This window comes from Microcoleus sp. PH2017_24_DOB_U_A, assembly GCF_020738205.1.
In the GTDB taxonomy this organism is placed as follows: Bacteria; Cyanobacteriota; Cyanobacteriia; order Cyanobacteriales; family Microcoleaceae; genus Microcoleus.
Genome location: NZ_JAEQCT010000031.1, coordinates 1 through 19,086 on the forward strand (window position 1 = coordinate 1; position 19,086 = coordinate 19,086).

Genomic DNA, 19,086 nt, shown 5'->3' on the forward strand with positions numbered 1-19,086 from the left:
ATCTTGACTCCAGGCAAGTCTAATAGATAGTCTAAATAAAAGTCCATGACAGTAAATGTATTGTTTGTTACATTATACACCATAAAGTCAGGAGAGCCAATCTTACTAAGGTTTGTAGTGAGGACTTCAGTCCGCATCCATCCCAGGACAGAATTTCCAACTATCGAACCAATCTTACTAAGGTTTGTAGTGAGGACTTCAGTCCGCATCCATCCCAGGACAGAATTTCCAACTATCGAACCAATCTTACTAAGGTAATTCGAGCGGACATGATAGACAGCCTTTCTCAAAAATATGAGGTATGACTGAAAGCTTATATAACGACGAAACTAAGAGGGCTAAAGCCCAACTACATACCTCATCTTTCGATCGGGCATGATAGATATAACTCCCCAATGATTCAAAATATGACTTTTATGACATTAGGGTTATGACTTTTATGAATTCAAACAATGAATTTATGAAGTGACGTATCATCTCGCCTGTGTAATAATGTTAATTAACTTCAAGTCAATAAGTATTAGGTAAATGTAGGCAAAAAGGTGTGGGTAGATGGTGGGTAGGTAGGGTGAGAGGTAGTGAGCAAATCCCCCCCCCCAAGTATGTTGGCGATGTAATCGGGCTTTAAGGGGCTGTTTTTACCCTTTTCCGGGGCTAATAAACGCGAGATGCTATCGGAAATGAATGATTTTGTATTACTGCGGGGAATGTGTACTACAGGAAGCGGTAGGTAGGTTTGTTTTGGCTGTTTATTCAGGGTGAAAACCCCATATGCAGATTACATATGGACTATCGAATGGGAATATAGACAATAAAAAACCCGCCTTATTAGGGCGGGCTGGATTGGGGGGGGTTAGATGTCAGTTAGTTGAACCGTTGTGTCAATCCCTAGGTAATGGCGTTGGATGACCTCTACGCTGTTACCGCAGGCGGTAGCTAACAGAAGTAAGTCAGTGCCAGCGTGGGCTTGTAGGGTGATGAACGTATGGCGGGTATGGTAGATAGATAAGCGAGAACTTATCGCGCCAGAATCAGCCAATCCCGAAACAATACCAGGGTAGACGTACTTAATACCATTCTTTATTGAATTCCTATGGTCTCAGGGACGTGGTTGCTTTTTGCTTGCATATTCAGTTTTCAACGTTCTGTAAGGGCTTAAATTTCTATCAGGCTTCTATCAAACTAGCTGTTTATTCCCACCTGATAGTCAATATTTAATGTACATATGTAGGTTATAGTATGAGTATAGCAGGTTGTTAGCAAGTTGAGTACATTTTGACAACAACAGCCAACCCAAATGGGATAACAGTCTAGAAACCACAGCAGCAACTATTCCGAAACATTAGACAAGATTGCAAAAGTCCTTATTAATCAAATTTTGGGACGGGCTAGAAGCCCATCCCACAAGAAAAAAGATTTTTGTGGGATGGGCTTCTAGCCCGTCCTAAATATTTTTGCAAGAAGTCTATTAGCCGATCGCCCTACAACCCCACGAATCTGTCTTCTGGGAGGCTTTGGGAGCCCGATCGACCAAATACCTGTCAATTAAACTGGTATTTTTAGCTTGGGGATTTATGGCAATTACTCGCGTTTCTGTAGACTCAGCAGGCAATCAGGCGATCGCCCCTGGAGATTTCCTCTCTGTTTAGATATCTGGTTAGCAAAAAAAATCGGTAGTGCTGTCCCCACGGGCGAATCTTGTATACAAGACAACACGCTTGCGATAAGACTGTCTTGCGGATAACAAGGATGTGAAAAAGAGACACTGCGATCGATCTCTGGGCAGCCCTATCATCAAAAAAGCTTAACCCAAGCGTATGGGAATGTATTCAGGTTTTAACCAGTAAAGTGCTGGGATTTTTTGTCGGTTAATTTCGGTTAATTATATTCACGGCGCTGGGACAAAAGGAAGAAACCGGGTTTTTCATCGATATTGAGAATTTTTAGGAAATATTTCCTAAAAAACCCGGTTTCTGGCCGCCTATGTCATTCTAATTTTCCGAATTGGGATTATTTAGTATCCCCAAACTTCTAACTTGTGACTTACGATACCTTGAATTTGCTGGGCGATCGCATCTTCAGGGCGATCGGCATCGATCCGGAAAATTCGAGATTTATGTTCCTGTGCCAACTCCGTAAAACCTTGCTGTACGCGCTTGTGAAACTGCAAATCAGCTTGCTCGATCCGATCGCGCTCTCCTCTGGCCCTTACCCTTGTCAAACCCGCCTCCACATTAATATCCAGCCACAAAGTCAGATCGCTTTCCAAGCCGCCGGTGGCAATTGCATTCAACTGCTTAATTAAATTTAAATTAAGATTGCGGCCGTAACCCTGATAAGCAATCGTGGAGTCTGTAAAGCGATCGCATAAAACAATCGTTCCTTTCGATAACTCGGGTTTAAGAAAAGTTTCGACGTGCTGAGCGCGATCGGCAGCGTACATGAGTAATTCTGCTACATCAGATACAGATTCACCCGGATCTTGTTTGAGTAACAAATGCCGCAGTCCTTTTCCCAACTCCGTACCCCCCGGTTCGCGAGTAGCCACCAACCGGACTTTCTGAAAATAACTTACTTGCAGCCAATGTATCAATCGCTGCATTTGTGTAGTTTTTCCAGCACCTTCTACCCCCTCAAATACGATAAGTTTGCCCTTCATTGCCTAACTTTGCACCTCAATAAAATAAATATGAATCCTCCCGTATATCTGTTCTAGGTTCGGTATGATAATAAAGTCTCAGTGCCTCATGGTTGGAGTTTTCTATGGCTCGCTATACTGGTTTTTTTATCGTTGCAGTTCCGATCGACCGTCTCCGTCAATCCCTGATTGAAATTTTAGAGTCATGCAATCTTGATATTATCTACAATACAGGAGATTCCCTGATGGCTCGCGAACTTCCGGGTCAAGTTTCGATTCCGAAACTGGTCACCGCCGAAGTCCTAATTGAGAAAAACACGGCTAGTGACTCAGAAGTTCGCATGAACTTCGTAATCAAAAACGAGGAATTGCCCCTGCAAACCAATAACCACTGCCGTCAAATGTTCGAGCTAGTCAGTCGTTCAGTTATGAAAAACAATAACTGGCGGCTTTTGGAGAGTATGGCACTGTAGCCATAAATCATTAGTCATCAGTCATCAGTCATCAGTCATTAGTTCCTGGCTAATGACTAATTACTGATGACTTTTATTTGGAAGGTCTAAATTTAACCTCGAAACTTCCGGCGCAGCAGCAAAGAATTGGTAACAACGCTAACAGAACTAAACGCCATAAATGCGCCTGCTGCCGCAGGACTGAGTAAAATTCCAGTTGCAGGCAGCAAGAGACCGGCCGCAATTGGAATTCCCAGAGTATTATAAGCAAAAGCCCAGAATAAATTTTGGCGAATCTTATTAAAAGTAGCGCGACCAAGGTCGATCGACTCAACAACATCCATCAAAGCATTTCGCATTAGCACAATTTGAGCAGTCTCAACCGCGACATCAGTCCCGCAGTGCAAACCGATACCGACATCAGCTTGAGCCAAAGCCGGGGCATCATTGATTCCATCTCCCACTACAGCCACTTTACAGCCTTGGGCTTGCAAACTGGCGATCGCCCGAGCCTTCCCCTCCGGTCGCACTTCGGCCAAAACATCAGCAGCCGCCAAACCTAGCTGCTGCGCCACCACCAACGCCGCCGACGCCGTATCGCCCGTCAGCATGATTACCCGCAATCCCATGCCCCGCAGGCGATCGACTGCCGCCTTAGCATCTGGCCTCAGAGTATCTTTTAGCCCGATTACCCCCAGCAAAACACCCCCAGAAGCCACGTAAACCGCCGTTTTGCCTTGGCAAGACTCCAAAAGTTCCGCAGCCACAGCGACGCCCTGCTGGTTCATCCACTCAGCATTCCCCGCGAACACCCGCTGGCCCTCCACTAAAGCAGAAACCCCGAAGCCCGGTTCCGTGTAGAAATCATCAGCAGGTAGCAGCGGCAAACCTTGCTGTTGAGATTCCCGCAAAATCGCCGCGGCGATGGGATGACAAGCGCCTCTTTCGACTGCTGCGGCAATTTGCAGCAGTTTTGAGTCAATTGTGGAAATTGTGGAAATTGTGGAACAGATATCTTGTTTGTTTCCCACATTAATATCCGAGTTCAAATCCAACTCTGAATTCTGGAAAATCGGCAAATAATCAGTGAGTGTGAGATTTCCAGTTGTCAGAGTCCCAGTTTTGTCAAAAACCACAGTATCTAATTGATGCACTCGTTCTAAAACATCGCCACCGCGAATTAAAAGTCCGCGCTCCGCCCCGATGCCAGAACCGACTAAAATTGCAGTTGGGGTAGCCAGTCCCAAAGCACAAGGACAAGCAATGACTAAAACTGCGATCGCCAATTTCAAACTTAACAGCAAAGGCGATTGGTAATCGGTAATTGATAATTGATTTCCCATGCCCAATGCCCCATGCCCCATGCCCGATGCCCCATGCCCCATATTGTGTCCTAAAAGCACAGAAGGCCAAATATGAGTTCCGGCGAAATACCAAAATAGGAAAGTTAAAGCCGATATCGCCATTACGCCATAGACAAAATATCCGGCGACAGTATCAGCTAAGTGTTGAATCGGCGCTTTGCGAGTTTGGGCGGCTTGTACCAAAGCCACCATTTGAGCTACAGTTGTTTCCTGACCGGTGCGAGTTGCCCGCATCACAACTGCCCCGGATTTATTGATAGTTCCCGCCGCGACTGTATCTCCTGGTTGCTTCAAAACTGGCATCGATTCGCCAGTCAGCATCGATTCATCTACGGTTGTTTTACCTTCGCAGACTTCGCCGTCTACCGGAAATTTTTCACCGGGTAAAACTTGCAGCCATTCTCCGACTCGGACGCGATCGGCTGGAATTTCAATGTATTGTGGATTGTAGACCGCAGATGTCGAGTTTGCAGGCAATTCTTGAGAGTCCAAATCTAAAATCGGCAGTTTAAAATCAACTAAGCGGGCTGTCGCTGGTTGTAGTGCGATTAAAGCTTGCAAAGCTGATGCAGCGCGCCGTCTGGCTTGCTGTTCGAGAGTTTTGCCCAACAAGATAAAGCCCAAAAGCATCACGGGTTCGTCAAAAAAGCACTCCCATCCCATGCGTGGAAACAGCAGCGCCGCATTGCTAGCCGTGTAAGCCGTGACTGCGCCTAAAGCTACCAAAGTGTTCATGTTTGGTGCGTTTCGCCACAAACTGCGACAGCCGTCAACGATAATCGGGCGGCCAGGTAGCAGCAATGCGAGGGTGGCGAGTCCCCAGTGAAACCAAATGTTGCTGAGAATTGGGGCTTTGGTGCCGAGTATGTGTCCTAAACCGGATAGAATAATTAGAATAAGGGCGATCGACAATTGATTGATTTGCTGTCGAATTTCTTGCCGCCGCCGTTCAATTGCCGCCGCTTCTGCTTCCCGCTGATTTTCACCTAAGCGAGACTGAGAAGGAAATCCGTTATCAGTCAACTTTTTCGCTAAAGCCTCTGCATCGACAGCCCCCGGTTGACACTCAATTGTTGCGACTTCTACGGCCAAGTTAACGCAAGCCGAAATTACGCCTGAATGCTGCATGAGTTGGCGTTCAACTGATGCAGCGCAACCCGCACATTTCATCCCACCGACATCGAAAGTAACAACTTCTGGCGGGGGAGATTCTTTAACTGGGATGATTTGTGATTGATTTTCGGGGACTGTTTTGGGAATAAATTGCATTGGTTTTTTTCGGTATTGATTAGAATATTTTGGTGAGAACAGAAAGTGCATTATATCAATTCCGTCTAGCCGAGTAATTATTCATCTCTCTCTTCTCTCCCTCTGTGTCCTCTGCGTTCTCTGCGGTTAAATAATTCCGATACAACCAGAATTGATATAATGCACAGTTTAGACAAATGTCTATATTTTTATCATAGATAAAATTTCTGGCATCTTCCGAAAGTGTTAGTTTTTTTTAATTCTTATCTTAATTCTGAAGATTGGATGTACGGTTGAAACTGTATCTATACAGACACTCACGCACTCTAAGAGGGGGTTGAAGATTAGACGGTAATTGTCTTTAGTCCGATTGGCACGGACATCGTTTGTACAGACGCGGTTTCAACGGTACGATTAGTTAGTATTGAACTTTTAGGTGAGAAATTTAGCTATGACAGAATCAGATAAATTTTATATTGTCAAACGTCCTGCTGGTAATTGCGAGATTTTGCCGGCTCAAATCGCACAGCAAAGCCCCACTATTATAGAACAGTGGGGCCCTTACGATTCTGCTGAAGATGCGATCGCCCGACGCATCGGTTTAATTCGCGCTGGTAAATGTCAACCGCAATAAACGAACTTGGAAGGACTAAAGTCCTCACTACAAACCAGGTTCGTAGTGAGGACTTTAGTCCTTCTTTGCAGGTTCGTAGTGAGGACTTTAGTCCTTCTTTACTGAAGTTTTTGTGACTAAAAACTACTTAGATTTAGCAGGTGCCGCACTGGGTTTAGCCTGTGCAGCAGCGGGCTTAGAAGGCGTCGCCTGCGGTTTCGACTCCGCCTTATCGTTCCCTGTTTTACCAGTAATTTTATTGGTCAAAATTTCCAAAGCTTTGGCGTACTGCGGATCGGCCGTCGTAGCAATTTTATCGCGATCGCGCCGCAACTCCTGTTTTTGAGCGTCAGTGAGTTCAACCTGAAAATCCGGTTTAATTCCCATGTGGTTGATATCAGTGCCGTTGGGAGTAAAATACTTGGCAATTGTCACCGCCAAACCGGCACCATTTCCCACACCGCGTACTGACTGAACCAAACCCTTACCAAACGTCTTGGTTCCCACCAAAACCGCGCGCTTGTTGTCTTGCAAAGCGCCGGATAGAATCTCGCTAGCACTTGCTGAACCGCCGTCTACGAGGACAACTAAAGGTTTGTCGGTAATCTCTCCTTTGTTTGCGGTTTGTCGATCGGCTTCACCGACGCGATCGACCGTAGAGACGATCGTACCTTCTTTGAGCCACATCCGAGCAATTTCAATACTGCCGTAGAGCAACCCACCCGGATTGGAACGCAAGTCTAGAATATAACCCGTCACCTTTTTCTGTTCCAAATCCTTAATTGCCGATCGCATTTCCGATGCAGCGTTCGCGCTAAACTGATTTAAGCGAATATAGCCGATTTCGCCGATCGGGCTTTTCTGCACCGACTTCCGCACGGGATGAATTTCAATTTTAGCGCGTTTCAGCTTAAAATCTATTTCCTTTTTGTCCCGCAAAATAGTCAGAGTCACCTCAGTATTAGCCTGGCCGCGAATCAAACTTACCGCTTGATTCGTATCCATCCCTTCAGTAGTTTTGCCATCAATCTTAGTAATGATATCTTTTGCTAGAATACCAGCAGTAAAAGCAGGAGTATCCTCAATTGGAGAAATCACCACCAACTTCTTAGTTTTCTCATCTTGAGTCAACTGAATCCCAACTCCTGTGAGTTCACCAGAAGTTTCAACCTGCATATTTTTGAACTCTTCCGGGTTCATAAACCGCGTATAAGGATCGTCCAGCTTCTTCAGCATTTCTCGAATTGCTTTATAAGCTTCCTCATCGCTAGTATAAGTCCGGTTCAAATAATCATTCCGCACCGCTTTCCAGTCAACCTGGTTAAAAGTGCCATCAACATAACTTTTGTCAATAATCTGCCAAACTTCATCAACCAATTCTTTAGGACTTCCCCTAAAAGAAGCCAGGGATTTAGAACTGCAACCAGTGTTGGCAAGAGTTGCAGCAGTGAGTAACACCGCTGCTGCACTTAGAACAAGCCCTCGTTTTGTTATAACCATTTGTCTGACGCGCGGGAGGAAAAGAGTTCAGAATAATCACGCCCAATCTAACACAGGCAAGGCTTGGTCGGATTTTGGATACATATTTATTCAACTTTGCCGAGTTGTATTCCCAAAAGCCACAGGCAAGATGCCTGTGCCACCACAAGAGTTGTGGGGTGGGCATCTTGCCCGCCCCCAAAAGCCACAGGCAAGATGCCTGTGCCACCACAAGAGTTGTGGGGTGGGCATCTTGCCCGCCCCAAAAGCAACAGGCAAGATGCCTGTGCCACCACAAGAGTTGTGGGGTGGGCATCTTGCCCGCCCCAAACCTGAAAACTATATCCAGTAAAGCCTACTCAGGTTCAAACCAGCGATCGTCCGACTTAATCAAATTAATCAATTCTGCCACACCTTCAGACTCAGGAACCTTCTTAATTTCATCCCGGCCGCGGTACAGAGAAATATAACCCGGTTGCTTCCCGACATAGCCATAATCAGCATCAGCCATTTCGCCCGGCCCATTGACAATACAGCCCATCACTGCAATATCCAAACCCGTGAGATGCTTCGTCGCCTCTCTCACTTGATGTAACACTTCCTCCAAATTAAACAAAGTGCGGCCGCAGGAAGGACAAGCCACATACTCAACCATAGTTTTCCGCAATCCCAAGGCTTGCAGAATGCTGTAGCAGACAGGAATCTCCTTTTCCGGCGCCTCAGTCAGCGAGACGCGGATAGTATCGCCGATACCGTCAGCCAACAGCGGTGCGATACCAGCAGTGGATTTGATGCGCCCGTATTCGCCATCGCCAGCTTCCGTAACGCCCAAATGCAGCGGGTAATCCATCCCCAATTCGTCCATCCGGTGCGCCATCAAGCGGTAAGCAGCCACCATCACCGGCGCGCGGGAGGCTTTCAGGGAAATCACGATGTTGCGGAAGTCGAGGGATTCGCAAATTCTAATAAATTCCAGGGCCGATTCCACCATACCTTCCGGGGTGTCGCCGTAGGTAAACAGCATCCGTTCGGCGAGGGAACCGTGATTGACGCCGATTCGCAAAGCTTTACCTTGATCGCGCAGGGAAATCACCAGAGGTTCCAGGGTTTCGCGGATTTTATCCCCAATTTCGGCGAATTCCGCGTCAGTGTATTCGCTTCTGTCGGCTTTCGGCTTCTCGAACACGTAAAGTCCGGGATTGATTCTCACTTTGTCTACGTGTTTTGCCACTTCCAGCGCAATTTTCATCCCGTTGTGGTGGACATCAGCAACCAGGGGCACGGCTTGGTAGGTTTCGTGCAATTTTTGCTTAATTTCGGCTAAAGCTTTGGCGTGGGCCATACTGGGCACCGTAACGCGGACGATTTCGCAGCCAATCTCGTGCAGTCGCCGAATTCCTGCGACCGATCCGTCGATGTCGAGGGTGTCTTCGTTAATCATCGATTGTACGACGACTGGGTTGCCTCCGCCGATCGTGATGCTGCCGACTTTGACGGGACGGGTTTTGCGGCGTTTGATGCTGGTGTCGAATACTGGTTGGCTAGATACGGTTTTAGTTGGATTGGGCAGAGTTTGCATAATTGATTGCTAGTTTTCTGTTACCAAGGTCTATAAAATTCTGTTTCCTGTTTTTTAGGTTGCCATAGAAATGACCTGTTTGGACAAACAGGTTTTGGGTTTTGGGATTTGGGATAAAAATGCTCGCGTACCTCTCACTCACATGATGTAGGTTGGCTGCGTCGTGTTACGCAGCCATCACCGGGAAGGCGAAGATAGGTTAATTCGGTACAATTCAATAAGGTTCAGTAGTCGTAGGGTGTGTCGCCTCGAAAAATATTCAACAAAAATCAACAATTTCATAGCGACGCACCTTACAAAATACTCGATCAAATAAATGTTGGCGTAGTTAAATCTTCAAAATATTTTACTTTCCCGCGCATATCCTTAAATAATTATTCAGTTGAAAGAGACTTTTCATACTGAGAAATTCTCACAACTGGTTTATTCCCATCCATCACTAAAATCTCTTCGCCTTCAATCTCGACAAGTTGCAATAATTCGAGTAATTGAGCGGTTAATTGACTTTTGTCAACGGTTTTCATAGGACAATAATTTGTGTTCTGTTAAAACTCTATTATATCTCAATACGATTCATTTAGAATTAGAATGCGTCAGAATAATGAGATTTTCGCTACTTTCATCACAATCTCAAAAATGACGCACGCCCGGAATAAATGGTGCGTCAGAATGAGATTTTTAGTGATAATTGAGAACTACCAAACTCATCGAGAATTTCAAAGGTGCTACAAGCCCCCGGATTTATCCGTGGAATCAATCCCAAATCGAAAATCGAAAATCCTCTCTTCCCCCGAATTTATCCGTGGGATCGCCTCTAAAATCTAAAATCTAAAATCTAAAATCTAAAATCGATTGACGCACCCTACCGCTGAACTACGGTATCTACAAACTGCTATTCATCCAACCGCAGAATCTAACCACGCAATTAAATCCTCTTCACTTGTAAAATCCAACAAAGCCTCTCCCAAATCATCTAACTGTGCCGCAGATAACCCCTGGATGCGAGTTTGAATTTCCATTGTAACATCACCCACCCGCCGCACAATCTGACGCATAATTAATCCTATTTCCCCCTCAATTTTACCCCTTTCGATTCCCTGTTCAATCCCTTGTTCAATCCCTTGTTCAATCCCTTGTTGAAGTCCTTGTTGTATTCCTTGTTGTATTCCTTGTTGTATTCCTTGTTGTATTCCTTGTTGTATTCCCCTTTGAATACCAATCTCTATCCCTTTTGTCACAGAACCTAGTTGGTCTTGGATAAACATTTCTCGCTTGTCTACATCATTTAATTCGTCGAGGGTCAAATTTGCTCGGTTGGCAATTCCCATCGCGGCATTAATCTCTGCAACTGACCCCAATGTCTCTGGTACTACTTCCAATGATGGTGCATTTTTCATGAAGTAAATCCATTTTTCAGGCAGGGTTTTGAGTTCATTCAATTCTTTCTTGAATTTGGGTAACTCGACAAACACTAATTTGATTTCGCAGTTGGGATAGACGAATTTTTCTTCTGTTTCTGTGAATTCAAAGTACGAAATTAGTTTGTCGGTGTTTTCAAATAAGATGAAGTCGGTGATGGTTAATGCAATGACTGGATTTAATTTTAAATAACCTTCTCCGGCTTTGAGTTGAGTTGAATAGGTTTTGGCTGCATTGTATACTACTCGTTTTTCAAAGGCGGCGACGTTGAGTACCTGCATTTCCACAATTACGGTTTTGTTTCCGGTAATCTTGGCTTTGACATCCAGGTAGGTGTCTTTTAATCCTGTGACGCTTCCGGCTAAATAAGGGTCAATTATTTCTATTTCTTCGATTATGGGTTCTCCGTTATACAGCATTGCATTTAGGAAGCTGATTAAAATTTCTGGATGTTCTGAAGATGCGAAGATTTTTTTGAATGCAAAGTCTATTTTGGGGCTGATGAAACGCATATATTTATAGTTTTTTGTGATCCGCAGAGGACACTGAGGAAGATGTAGAGGTAAGAGAAAAATCTGGAGTTAGGGCGGGCATGGGGTACCGCCCTTACAAATTATCTAAATTCAGCTATTAGCCTGTGGCTTGAGTAGTTGTTACAGGTGACATAACTAGCTTTCCAGTTATATCCATTGTTGCCAGTTTCAACACTTCATTAAATGCTAAACCCCGAATTTTTAGCTCCCACCGAATGCCTTTTGCTTTCATCCGCTTGGCTTTCCGCATATCAACATCCGCAGCTTTTTGATTTAGTAGCAAATGTTTCATTGCTGCTGTGGCTTCTACTTTTGTGGGATATGCAATGTAGGTGATAAATCCGCCGTCCCAGTGGTTGGCGTTGCGGATGCTGCTGATAGTCGCGACTCTCGGACTAAATCGGTTCCAGTATAAGTCGCTGTAGCCGATTGACTGTGTTTTCACTTGGAGTTTGTTTGCCATTTGACTTAACTCCTATAACCTTGTGTGCGGGGTTTGCAGTACCGTTTTGGTTTTGCTATTTATATTATAGCAAATTAATGCGGAATGGGGAATTGGGCATTGGGCATTGGGCATTGGGAATTGGGCATCGCTGCACTGGGCATTGGGTGTAAAACTCAAGACTAAGTGCAGCGCACATCTACAAACTAATGACTCATGACTGATGACAACTGACTAATGACTAAAATCTTAATTCGTATTCGGCGGTGACGCGATTGTCTCCTTGGAAATTAGTTGAACCTCTGAGCAATATTTTGTCGTTTAAACGATACCGCACGTTGAATTCTGTTGGCTGATTTGCTGACAATACTCGAATGATTGATGCTGAAAGATTGCGGGTGATATCGGCCCCGACTTCTAAGCCTATACCGAGGGAACCTGCACCGGCTGCGGCCCCTGAACTTGAACTGGCTGTTTGTCCTTCGTTTCCTCTAATTCGAGTGGGAAATAACCTGAATTCGCTCAATCCGGTGGCGTTGGTAATTACGGATTGCAGGTTGTTGAATAATCCGGCACCGGCTAAATTGGCGATCGCCAGTGTACTGTCTCCCTGTCCTAATGTTTGCACGAAACTGCCGCCTAATAGCGCTACAATCTCTGTTTGCGATCGCCCTGGAGAACTCCTCAACTCGATATTTTCGGCCAACTGGGAGGCTTTACCCTTGACTAATGCTTGAATTCGGACACTCCGCACGCTGCCGAAACTTGTCGGTTCATCGGCTATTTCAGAGGCGACAGATGTTCCTGGAGTGCGAAACCGCGAGACTTCTTGTACCGATGTTGCTAATCTCACGTCCAATGTCGGATCGAGTCCTTGTGTTGGTACAAAGGTAGCTGTTTGTGGGTATCCCTTATCAAGCTTAAACTGCGTGGTAAACAAATTCACCGCACCCGAAGTCAACCGAATCGTACCCGCAGGGCGAATATCGTCTAAAGTTCCATTCACCGTCAAAGCCCCTGTCGCCTGAAAATTCAATATCGGCGCACTCGTTACCCGCACTCCTCGGCCTAATTTCAGCGCCAAATCGTTTAATCCAACTTCAAAGGAAGGGGAAGATGTCGGCGAAGTCGGAGTCGCAGGAGAAGTAGAAACCTCAGTCGGAGTCGTAGGGGAAGATGTCGTAGTGGAAGGGGAATCGGAAGAAGCTAACCGAGTTCCGCCACCTCCGGCGCTGGGGAGAAATACTTCGCCGTCGTACAGTTCAATTTTACCGCTCAACTGCGGCCGCAAAGCTGTTCCCCTTGCTTGGACTTGACCGACTGCGCCGCCGCGGTACAATCCTCTGAGATTCAATCCCAATTTATCTAGATTGACAGCCAAAGGATTCGCTGCATCGACATCGCCCTCCGCAAAAGGGACAGACAGCGGAATCACGCCCTGGGCTACAACTTCCCCTTTACTCAATTGTCCCCGAATTCCTTCTACCCGAATACGATCGCCCTCAAAGCGCACTGCCCCAGTTAGCCCTGTAATCGGTTCTGGGAAAGCCCGCGCCCGGACGGTTGCATTTTCAAAATTCGCAATTCCTTGCGCTACAGGCTGTTGCAGCGTCCCTCCAACGCGAATTTGCACCTGTCCCTTGCCATTGACCCAGGCAAGTTGGGGAGTTAAGACATTAATAATTGCTAATCCTTCATTCTGCAAATTCGCCCTGAAATCTATTTGATTGTTGTCGGGTTTTACCGCAGCAAAGGGTAACTCGAAAGGCAAACTTCCCTGTACTTCAATTGGTTCGGTTTGAGTTACCAAAGCGCTGCCCCCAAAATTCAGGCGGGCGTTGCTATAACTGAAACTGCTGTCGGCTTTTTTAATCGGTTCTCCGTTTAGCGTCCCGTCCAGCAAACTTAATTCGCCGGTGGCTTGCGGATTTTCTAAACTTCCGGCTAAGTTTGCCCGCAAATTTAAGTTTCCGGTTACGTCTACAAAGGGTAATTCGATTAGTTTTGCTAACTCTTCTACGGGTACATTTTCTACCCGCAACTGCCCGGATTGAGCTTTCTGTCCGAGTTGTCCCGAAAATCCGATCGCACTTTTGCCCGATCGAATTTCCAGCGGCAACACGGTTAAAATCCCGTCCTGAAAACTGCCCTCAATGCTGAACTGTTCGGCGACATATTTTCCCCACTGCCAATTATCGCCTTTGACGTTAAATTGAGCTTGCACGCCTGTTCGCAGAGAACCTGCCACTGCAATTTCGCCACCAAAAGTTCCCTGCAATTGAGATAAGGCAGGCAATTTTTCCGCTGATTTCACAGCTTGCTGCTGCTGCAAGATTACTTCGATTTCTGCCAAGCGGCGCAACTGTTCGATTAACGGCGCTTCCGGTTCTCCGACTGCGACTGTTTTCACGTCACCGCTGTTACCGTAAACGGGAGGTTTCAAGCCTCTCGCGAAATCTCCTAAATTGAAATACCGCAAAGCTGCTAAAACTTGCTGCAAATTCCCCTGCTGGATGTTAACTTTCCCGGCAAATTCGGGGTTTGCGCCTGCTTTGACGTTACCGGAAATGGAGTATTGACCGGTACCTTGCCGGAAGATGCCGTTTGTGAGAGTGGCGCTGCCGTTAGCATAGCTGAATTCGGCTTGGAAACTGTCACCTTTAATGTAGCCGATCGCCGGTTGGGCGATCGCAATTTGTCCGTTGGCTTGCAAAGTCGCTGGATTTAACGGCATCTTCCAACCGGGCACGTTGACTTGTCCTGAAACAGTACCGGTTATCGGCCCCAAACCTGCCTCTTCTCCCGGTGAGAGATTCAATGCAGCCAGCGGGAAATCGCTTAAATTTACTCGCAAAGTTTCGCCCTCAGCTTGGCCGCGGGCTACCGATTCCCCGCGTTTAACTAAGAATGATGTCGGCAGAAACGACTGATTTAAAGCGACTTCGATTTTGTCTTGGGGGCCAGCCAAACGCAAATCTACACTTTTATCGGAACTCGCCGTCACTTTTCCCGCCAGTACCGAGTCAAAAGCGACTTGATTTACTGCTAAATTCCGCACTTCCACGTCGCCAACTAAACTCAGGGCGGCCAATGTTCCGGTGAGGCGCCCCGTGAAATCGACATTGCCGCGCACAGGCTGATTTTTCTCTGAAGACTTTTTGGCACCCATGGGTGTCAAAAATGCCAACTGTTCTGCTGGCAAGGCTTCCAGGTTAAAGTTGGAGAGTTTTACATCCAAATCTAGATTGGAAATTGACGGTAATCCTTTCCCAGCTAACTCAACGCCGACAAATCCGCTGGCTGTCAAACCGCGAGTTGCAGCTTTTTCTACTTCTATCCGTTTGCCATCCCAGTTAAATATTGCATCAAAAGGTTGTTTGAGAAAGGGCAATTCCGAGATGCGGAAACTGCCGCCGGCGCGAACATTTTGCGGGGAAGCAGCAGCAATCGGGCCGGATAAATCAACATTCCCGTTAAATAGTCCCCGCAGTAGGGGGAGATTTTGGGCTTGGGAGACTAAACCGCTGCCTTGCAAGCTTTGCCGCTGGGCTTCAAAGGCTTTCTGGAAGCGACTTAGGGCAATTTGGTCGCCTTCAATTGACGCGCGCCAATTCCCCGATTGTGCGCTACCTTTGGCGTTGACAACTCCGCCACCGTTGGCGAGTCGAATTTGTCCGTCGCCGTTGGCTGTGATGCCGTTGGCGGTTAAATTATCTGTATTTCCCACTATTCTGATTTTGCCGTCGAGGGTTCCGGCAATTTCTCGCGGTAAATTGGTTGTCAGCAAACCTGTTTGTTTGAGGGTTTGTTCTAAATTGCTGACTGTAACTCCGTTGGTTGCTAGCGATGCTTCCAAGTTGCCGTTTTCCAATTTTGCCGTGGTATCGATCGCCCCGAGTCGATCGACCAAAATCCGTCCTTCTCCACTAGCACGAATTCCTTTAGCTGTCAAATTATCCAAACTTCCCGCTGCTTGGTATTGGCCGTTAACTCTGCCGTCAAATCCTTTAGGCAAAGTCGCCGTGAGAGTAAACAGTTGGAGATTGCGGACTGTTTTTTCTAAGCGACTGAGAATAACTCGATCGAGATCCGCAACAGCTTGCCATTGTCCAGCATCTAATTTTCCCTTAAAATCAACCGTACCGTCGGCAATATTTAATTTGCCACTGCTGTTAACAGAAACATCGGCGACGCTTGATTTGTCAAGACTTCCCGCCGCTTGAATTTGATTCGATATTTGTCCGTCAAGCGATTTTAGATTTTGAATTTTGGATTTTAGATTGCTATATTGTTCTTGCTTTTCGGGATTGAATGCCGAAGCCACATCTAACAGCGGCAATCCTAAATTTACCAGGCTGCTGATAGAAGTGCGATCTGTTTCTGCGGTTCCTTGCCAATTTCCCGCTGCCAATTCTCCTTTGAAATTGACATTGTTGCCGCCCAGATTGAGTTTGCCGCTACCGTTGAGATTAATTGCGCTAGCCGTCAAATTTTCCAGACTTCCAGAAGCTGTAAATTGACTCGATAACTGGCCGTCGATCGATTTTAGATTTTGGATTTTAGATCTTAGATTGCTATCTGGTTGATTTTCGGGATTGAATGCGGAAGCCACATCTAAAATCGGGAGTGTCAAATCTACTAGACGGCTGATGGAAGTGCGATCTGTTTCTGCGGTTGCTTGCCAGTTTCCGTCTGTCAATTCTCCTTTGAGATTGACACTGCTGTCGGCAATATTGAGTTTACCGTTGGTGCTAAGATTGATGCCACTAGCGGTTAAATTGTCAAGATTTCCCGCCGCCTGAAATTCTCCGGCTAGCTGTCCGTCAAGAGATTTTAGATTTTGGATTTTGGATTTTAGATTGTCGAGATTGGCAGAATTTGCGATCGCCAAAAATGGCAAGCCAATATCAAGTAAGGGATTGATGGCAACTTTTTCGGTTTTGCCAGAAGCTTGCCAGCGGCCTGATTCTAGTTTGGCATTAACATCAACAATACTATCAACAACATTCAGCGTTCCTTTGCCGCTAGCATAAATACCATTTAAACTCAAATCGTCCAGAGTTCCTGCAACTTCGGCGGTGCCGCTGAACAAACCTGCTAATTCTGGAGGTAAATTAAGTCGGGGAATCAGTGGCTGCAAACTTTTGACTGCCACGCGATCGCCCTTGATTATAGCTTCCCACTGACGGTCTTGGATCGCCGCATCCACATTCACCGTAGCATCGCCAATTTTGACAACGGTATTTTGCAAATCCGCCGTATTACCTCCGGCGCGAATTTCGCCGCTAGCCGGAAAAGTCCCTTGTGGTGCTTGCCATTTAGCTCTAGCTTGGATATTATTTAACGGCCCGAAAACTTGAGCTTTGGCGGAAACACTACCAATTTTAACAGCAGCGGGAATCGGGAGAGCGTAAATTTGGGCGATCGCATCTCCGGGCAGATTTTCCGCTTGCAAATCGAACACCAAACCCGATCGCGAATTCTCACTTCCCAACGTTATATCGACTTCACCTTTGCCACCAATTTTACCGCCCGCCGCCGGCACAACCAATATATCGCTCAATGTCAAAGCTAAAGAGGACAACGGCACAGTTGACGGTGGAGAATTCGGGGTGGGAGTTGGAGTTTGAGCTGTTCTCCCGCGTTCCAATTTAAAGTTAGTGCTAATATTGTTTAATTGCAGGCGATCGACTGTAGCGGGTTTTGTCGAGGCGATCGTACCTGCCAGCAATGGATTTGCAACGGTTCCAGTCAGTTTAGCATCCGCCTTAACTTCTCCGGCAACTGCGATCGGCAATACTACTTTCTGCCCTAACTCTGCCTCCACCGCACTGACAATACTTGCCACAGCTACCGGTTGCACGTTAGTTATCAGATTGAAACTCGCTTGTTCGGTATTAAAATTAGCTCCAGTCGCAACTGTTCCGGCTATTTGAACGGGAATTAAACCGTAATTACCAGTCAAACTATCGACAATTAAATTAGTTCCCTGAAACCGCAATTGACCGCTACCATTTTGGATAATCTGTTTCAGCGGTTTGATACTTGCTTGCACTCCAGCAAAACTCGCCGTTCCTGTAATTCCAGATAATTTATTATCTCGCACTTGCACGGTTAAATTGCTATTTGCCAGACCTTTTTGTAGAGAAATTCCGGAAATTTTCAGCAAGCGAGCGATGTCGGACAAAGGTAAGTTTTGCGATTGCAGTAGCACGTTAGTTTGAGCCGCAGGCAATAGAGAGTCTGCTTTAACTGCAAAATTGTCATTATTGGTAAACTGACCGTTAAGTTCGTAGAGAACGCGCTGATTTTGCTCGCGAAATAAAGCGCTGCCATTTTTGAGACTTACAGAAATTGGCGCCGAAGTTTTTTGTCCGACTTCGGGACTCGGAACCAAAACTGCGGCGGCATTTTCAACTCGAATTGCTTCAATTTCCGTTTTAAATAAACCCGCAGGTTTTTTGTCCTGGGTGGGAATATCAACCCAGCGGCCTTCTGCATCCTGTTCGATATAAGCGCTCGGCTTAACTAAGGTAATATCTAATTTGAGAGTGCGGTTGAACAGCAGCGGCCAAATTGAAAATTTCACTTCCACTGCTTCTGTGGAAGCGTAATCTGGATCGATCGCAGTTGCGGGTACAGTCGATCGACCAAACCGCAAGCCGATCGGAGAAAATCGCTCCAAACGTCCGATTTGCACTGGCCGCTTCAATGTCTGACTGACCTCAGAGGCCACCAAAGGAGCTAACTTTTTCTGCACCCACTCCCGTGCGGCTACCGCCCCAACCAGGCCGAGAATGCCCACTCCCGTACCGCTAAGCAGCAAGATACGCCACCAGTGGCGCCCAGAACGGGGTGCGAGTTGTTTTTTGTCATCGTCCGAGTTAGTCATGCTTATTTCTCAAGGTTGTGAGAATTCAGGAATTGAGGAAATCAGCCGGTTTGAGAGAGGAAGAGGAAAGAGGGGGAGAAAGGGAGAGGGGGAGGGGGGGAGGGGGAGAGGGGGAGGGGGAGAGGGGGGATTTGACGAGTTTTGGTCGAGAATTGAAATATACAATTTAGTAGTAGAGCGGAAAAATTCTGGGATTCTGACGAAGGCTTTCTGTCTTTGCTAGACTCATAACTGAGCTTGGAAGTGCCGATCGCACAATGAAACTTCAATATTCACCCCCTCCTATGTCGCACAGACTCCAGAAATCTTTACCAAACTTAATCTAAAATCGTCACACCTCGTACAACCGACAGTCAATCTAAAATCTAAAATCTACAATCGCCACACCTCGTACAACAGACAGTCAATCTAAAATCTAAAATCTAAA

12 protein-coding genes are annotated in these 19,086 nt (G+C 46.3%); 2 read left to right on the top strand and 10 right to left on the bottom strand.

The genetic code is table 11. The features are described 5' to 3' along the window. Nucleotides 1–1,468 precede the first annotated feature (1,468 nt). Complete coding sequence (locus JGK07_RS08275) at nucleotides 1,469–1,612, bottom strand: hypothetical protein (RefSeq protein ID WP_293182746.1); 144 nt, start codon at nucleotides 1,610–1,612, stop codon at nucleotides 1,469–1,471. A gap of 402 nt (nucleotides 1,613–2,014) precedes the next feature. Continuing rightward, the gene (gene tmk, locus JGK07_RS08280; protein WP_293182744.1) at nucleotides 2,015–2,659 is read right to left on the bottom strand and encodes a dTMP kinase; all 645 of its coding nucleotides are present in this window, start codon (nucleotides 2,657–2,659) and stop codon (nucleotides 2,015–2,017) included. 104 nt (nucleotides 2,660–2,763) lie between these two features. On the opposite strand from tmk, the gene JGK07_RS08285 reads away from it, so the two are divergent. After that, nucleotides 2,764–3,111, top strand: coding sequence for a hypothetical protein (locus JGK07_RS08285; protein WP_293158409.1), 348 nt, complete (start codon nucleotides 2,764–2,766; stop codon nucleotides 3,109–3,111). A gap of 92 nt (nucleotides 3,112–3,203) precedes the next feature. Here JGK07_RS08285 and JGK07_RS08290 read toward each other — a convergent pair whose 3' ends face one another. After that, the gene (locus JGK07_RS08290) at nucleotides 3,204–5,723 is read right to left on the bottom strand and encodes a cation-translocating P-type ATPase (RefSeq protein WP_293196236.1); all 2,520 of its coding nucleotides are present in this window, start codon (nucleotides 5,721–5,723) and stop codon (nucleotides 3,204–3,206) included. A 430-nt stretch (nucleotides 5,724–6,153) separates the two neighbouring features. On the opposite strand from JGK07_RS08290, the gene JGK07_RS08295 reads away from it, so the two are divergent. Then, nucleotides 6,154–6,336: a DDE transposase family protein gene (locus JGK07_RS08295; RefSeq protein WP_293182740.1), complete on the top strand. Its 183-nt coding sequence runs from the start codon at nucleotides 6,154–6,156 to the stop codon at nucleotides 6,334–6,336. Nucleotides 6,337–6,459: 123 nt separating this feature from the next. Here the strand turns inward: JGK07_RS08295 and ctpC are convergent, their stop codons facing one another. From ctpC to JGK07_RS08330, 7 genes are all read right to left on the bottom strand, one after another. Further along, nucleotides 6,460–7,815, bottom strand: a complete 1,356-nt coding sequence (gene ctpC, locus JGK07_RS08300) for a carboxyl-terminal processing protease CtpC (protein ID WP_293208487.1) — start codon at nucleotides 7,813–7,815, stop codon at nucleotides 6,460–6,462. Nucleotides 7,816–7,901: 86 nt separating this feature from the next. Then, nucleotides 7,902–8,087, bottom strand: coding sequence for a hypothetical protein (locus JGK07_RS08305; protein ID WP_293182736.1), 186 nt, complete (start codon nucleotides 8,085–8,087; stop codon nucleotides 7,902–7,904). A gap of 62 nt (nucleotides 8,088–8,149) precedes the next feature. Beyond that, nucleotides 8,150–9,373, bottom strand: coding sequence for a (E)-4-hydroxy-3-methylbut-2-enyl-diphosphate synthase (gene ispG, locus JGK07_RS08310; RefSeq protein ID WP_293241618.1), 1,224 nt, complete (start codon nucleotides 9,371–9,373; stop codon nucleotides 8,150–8,152). Nucleotides 9,374–9,747: 374 nt separating this feature from the next. Next, nucleotides 9,748–9,897 carry a hypothetical protein gene (locus JGK07_RS08315; RefSeq protein ID WP_293225638.1) on the bottom strand — a complete coding sequence of 50 codons (150 nt, stop codon included), beginning with the start codon at nucleotides 9,895–9,897 and terminating at the stop codon, nucleotides 9,748–9,750. Between the two features lie 372 nt (nucleotides 9,898–10,269). Next, nucleotides 10,270–11,304, bottom strand: a complete 1,035-nt coding sequence (locus JGK07_RS08320) for an Rpn family recombination-promoting nuclease/putative transposase (RefSeq protein ID WP_293225640.1) — start codon at nucleotides 11,302–11,304, stop codon at nucleotides 10,270–10,272. A 118-nt stretch (nucleotides 11,305–11,422) separates the two neighbouring features. Next, complete coding sequence (locus JGK07_RS08325; RefSeq protein WP_293157615.1) at nucleotides 11,423–11,788, bottom strand: hypothetical protein; 366 nt, start codon at nucleotides 11,786–11,788, stop codon at nucleotides 11,423–11,425. Between the two features lie 220 nt (nucleotides 11,789–12,008). Beyond that, nucleotides 12,009–18,659 (bottom strand): translocation/assembly module TamB, encoded by a 6,651-nt coding sequence (locus tag JGK07_RS08330; RefSeq protein ID WP_293225642.1) that lies wholly within the window; start codon nucleotides 18,657–18,659, stop codon nucleotides 12,009–12,011. Nucleotides 18,660–19,086: the final 427 nt, after the last annotated feature.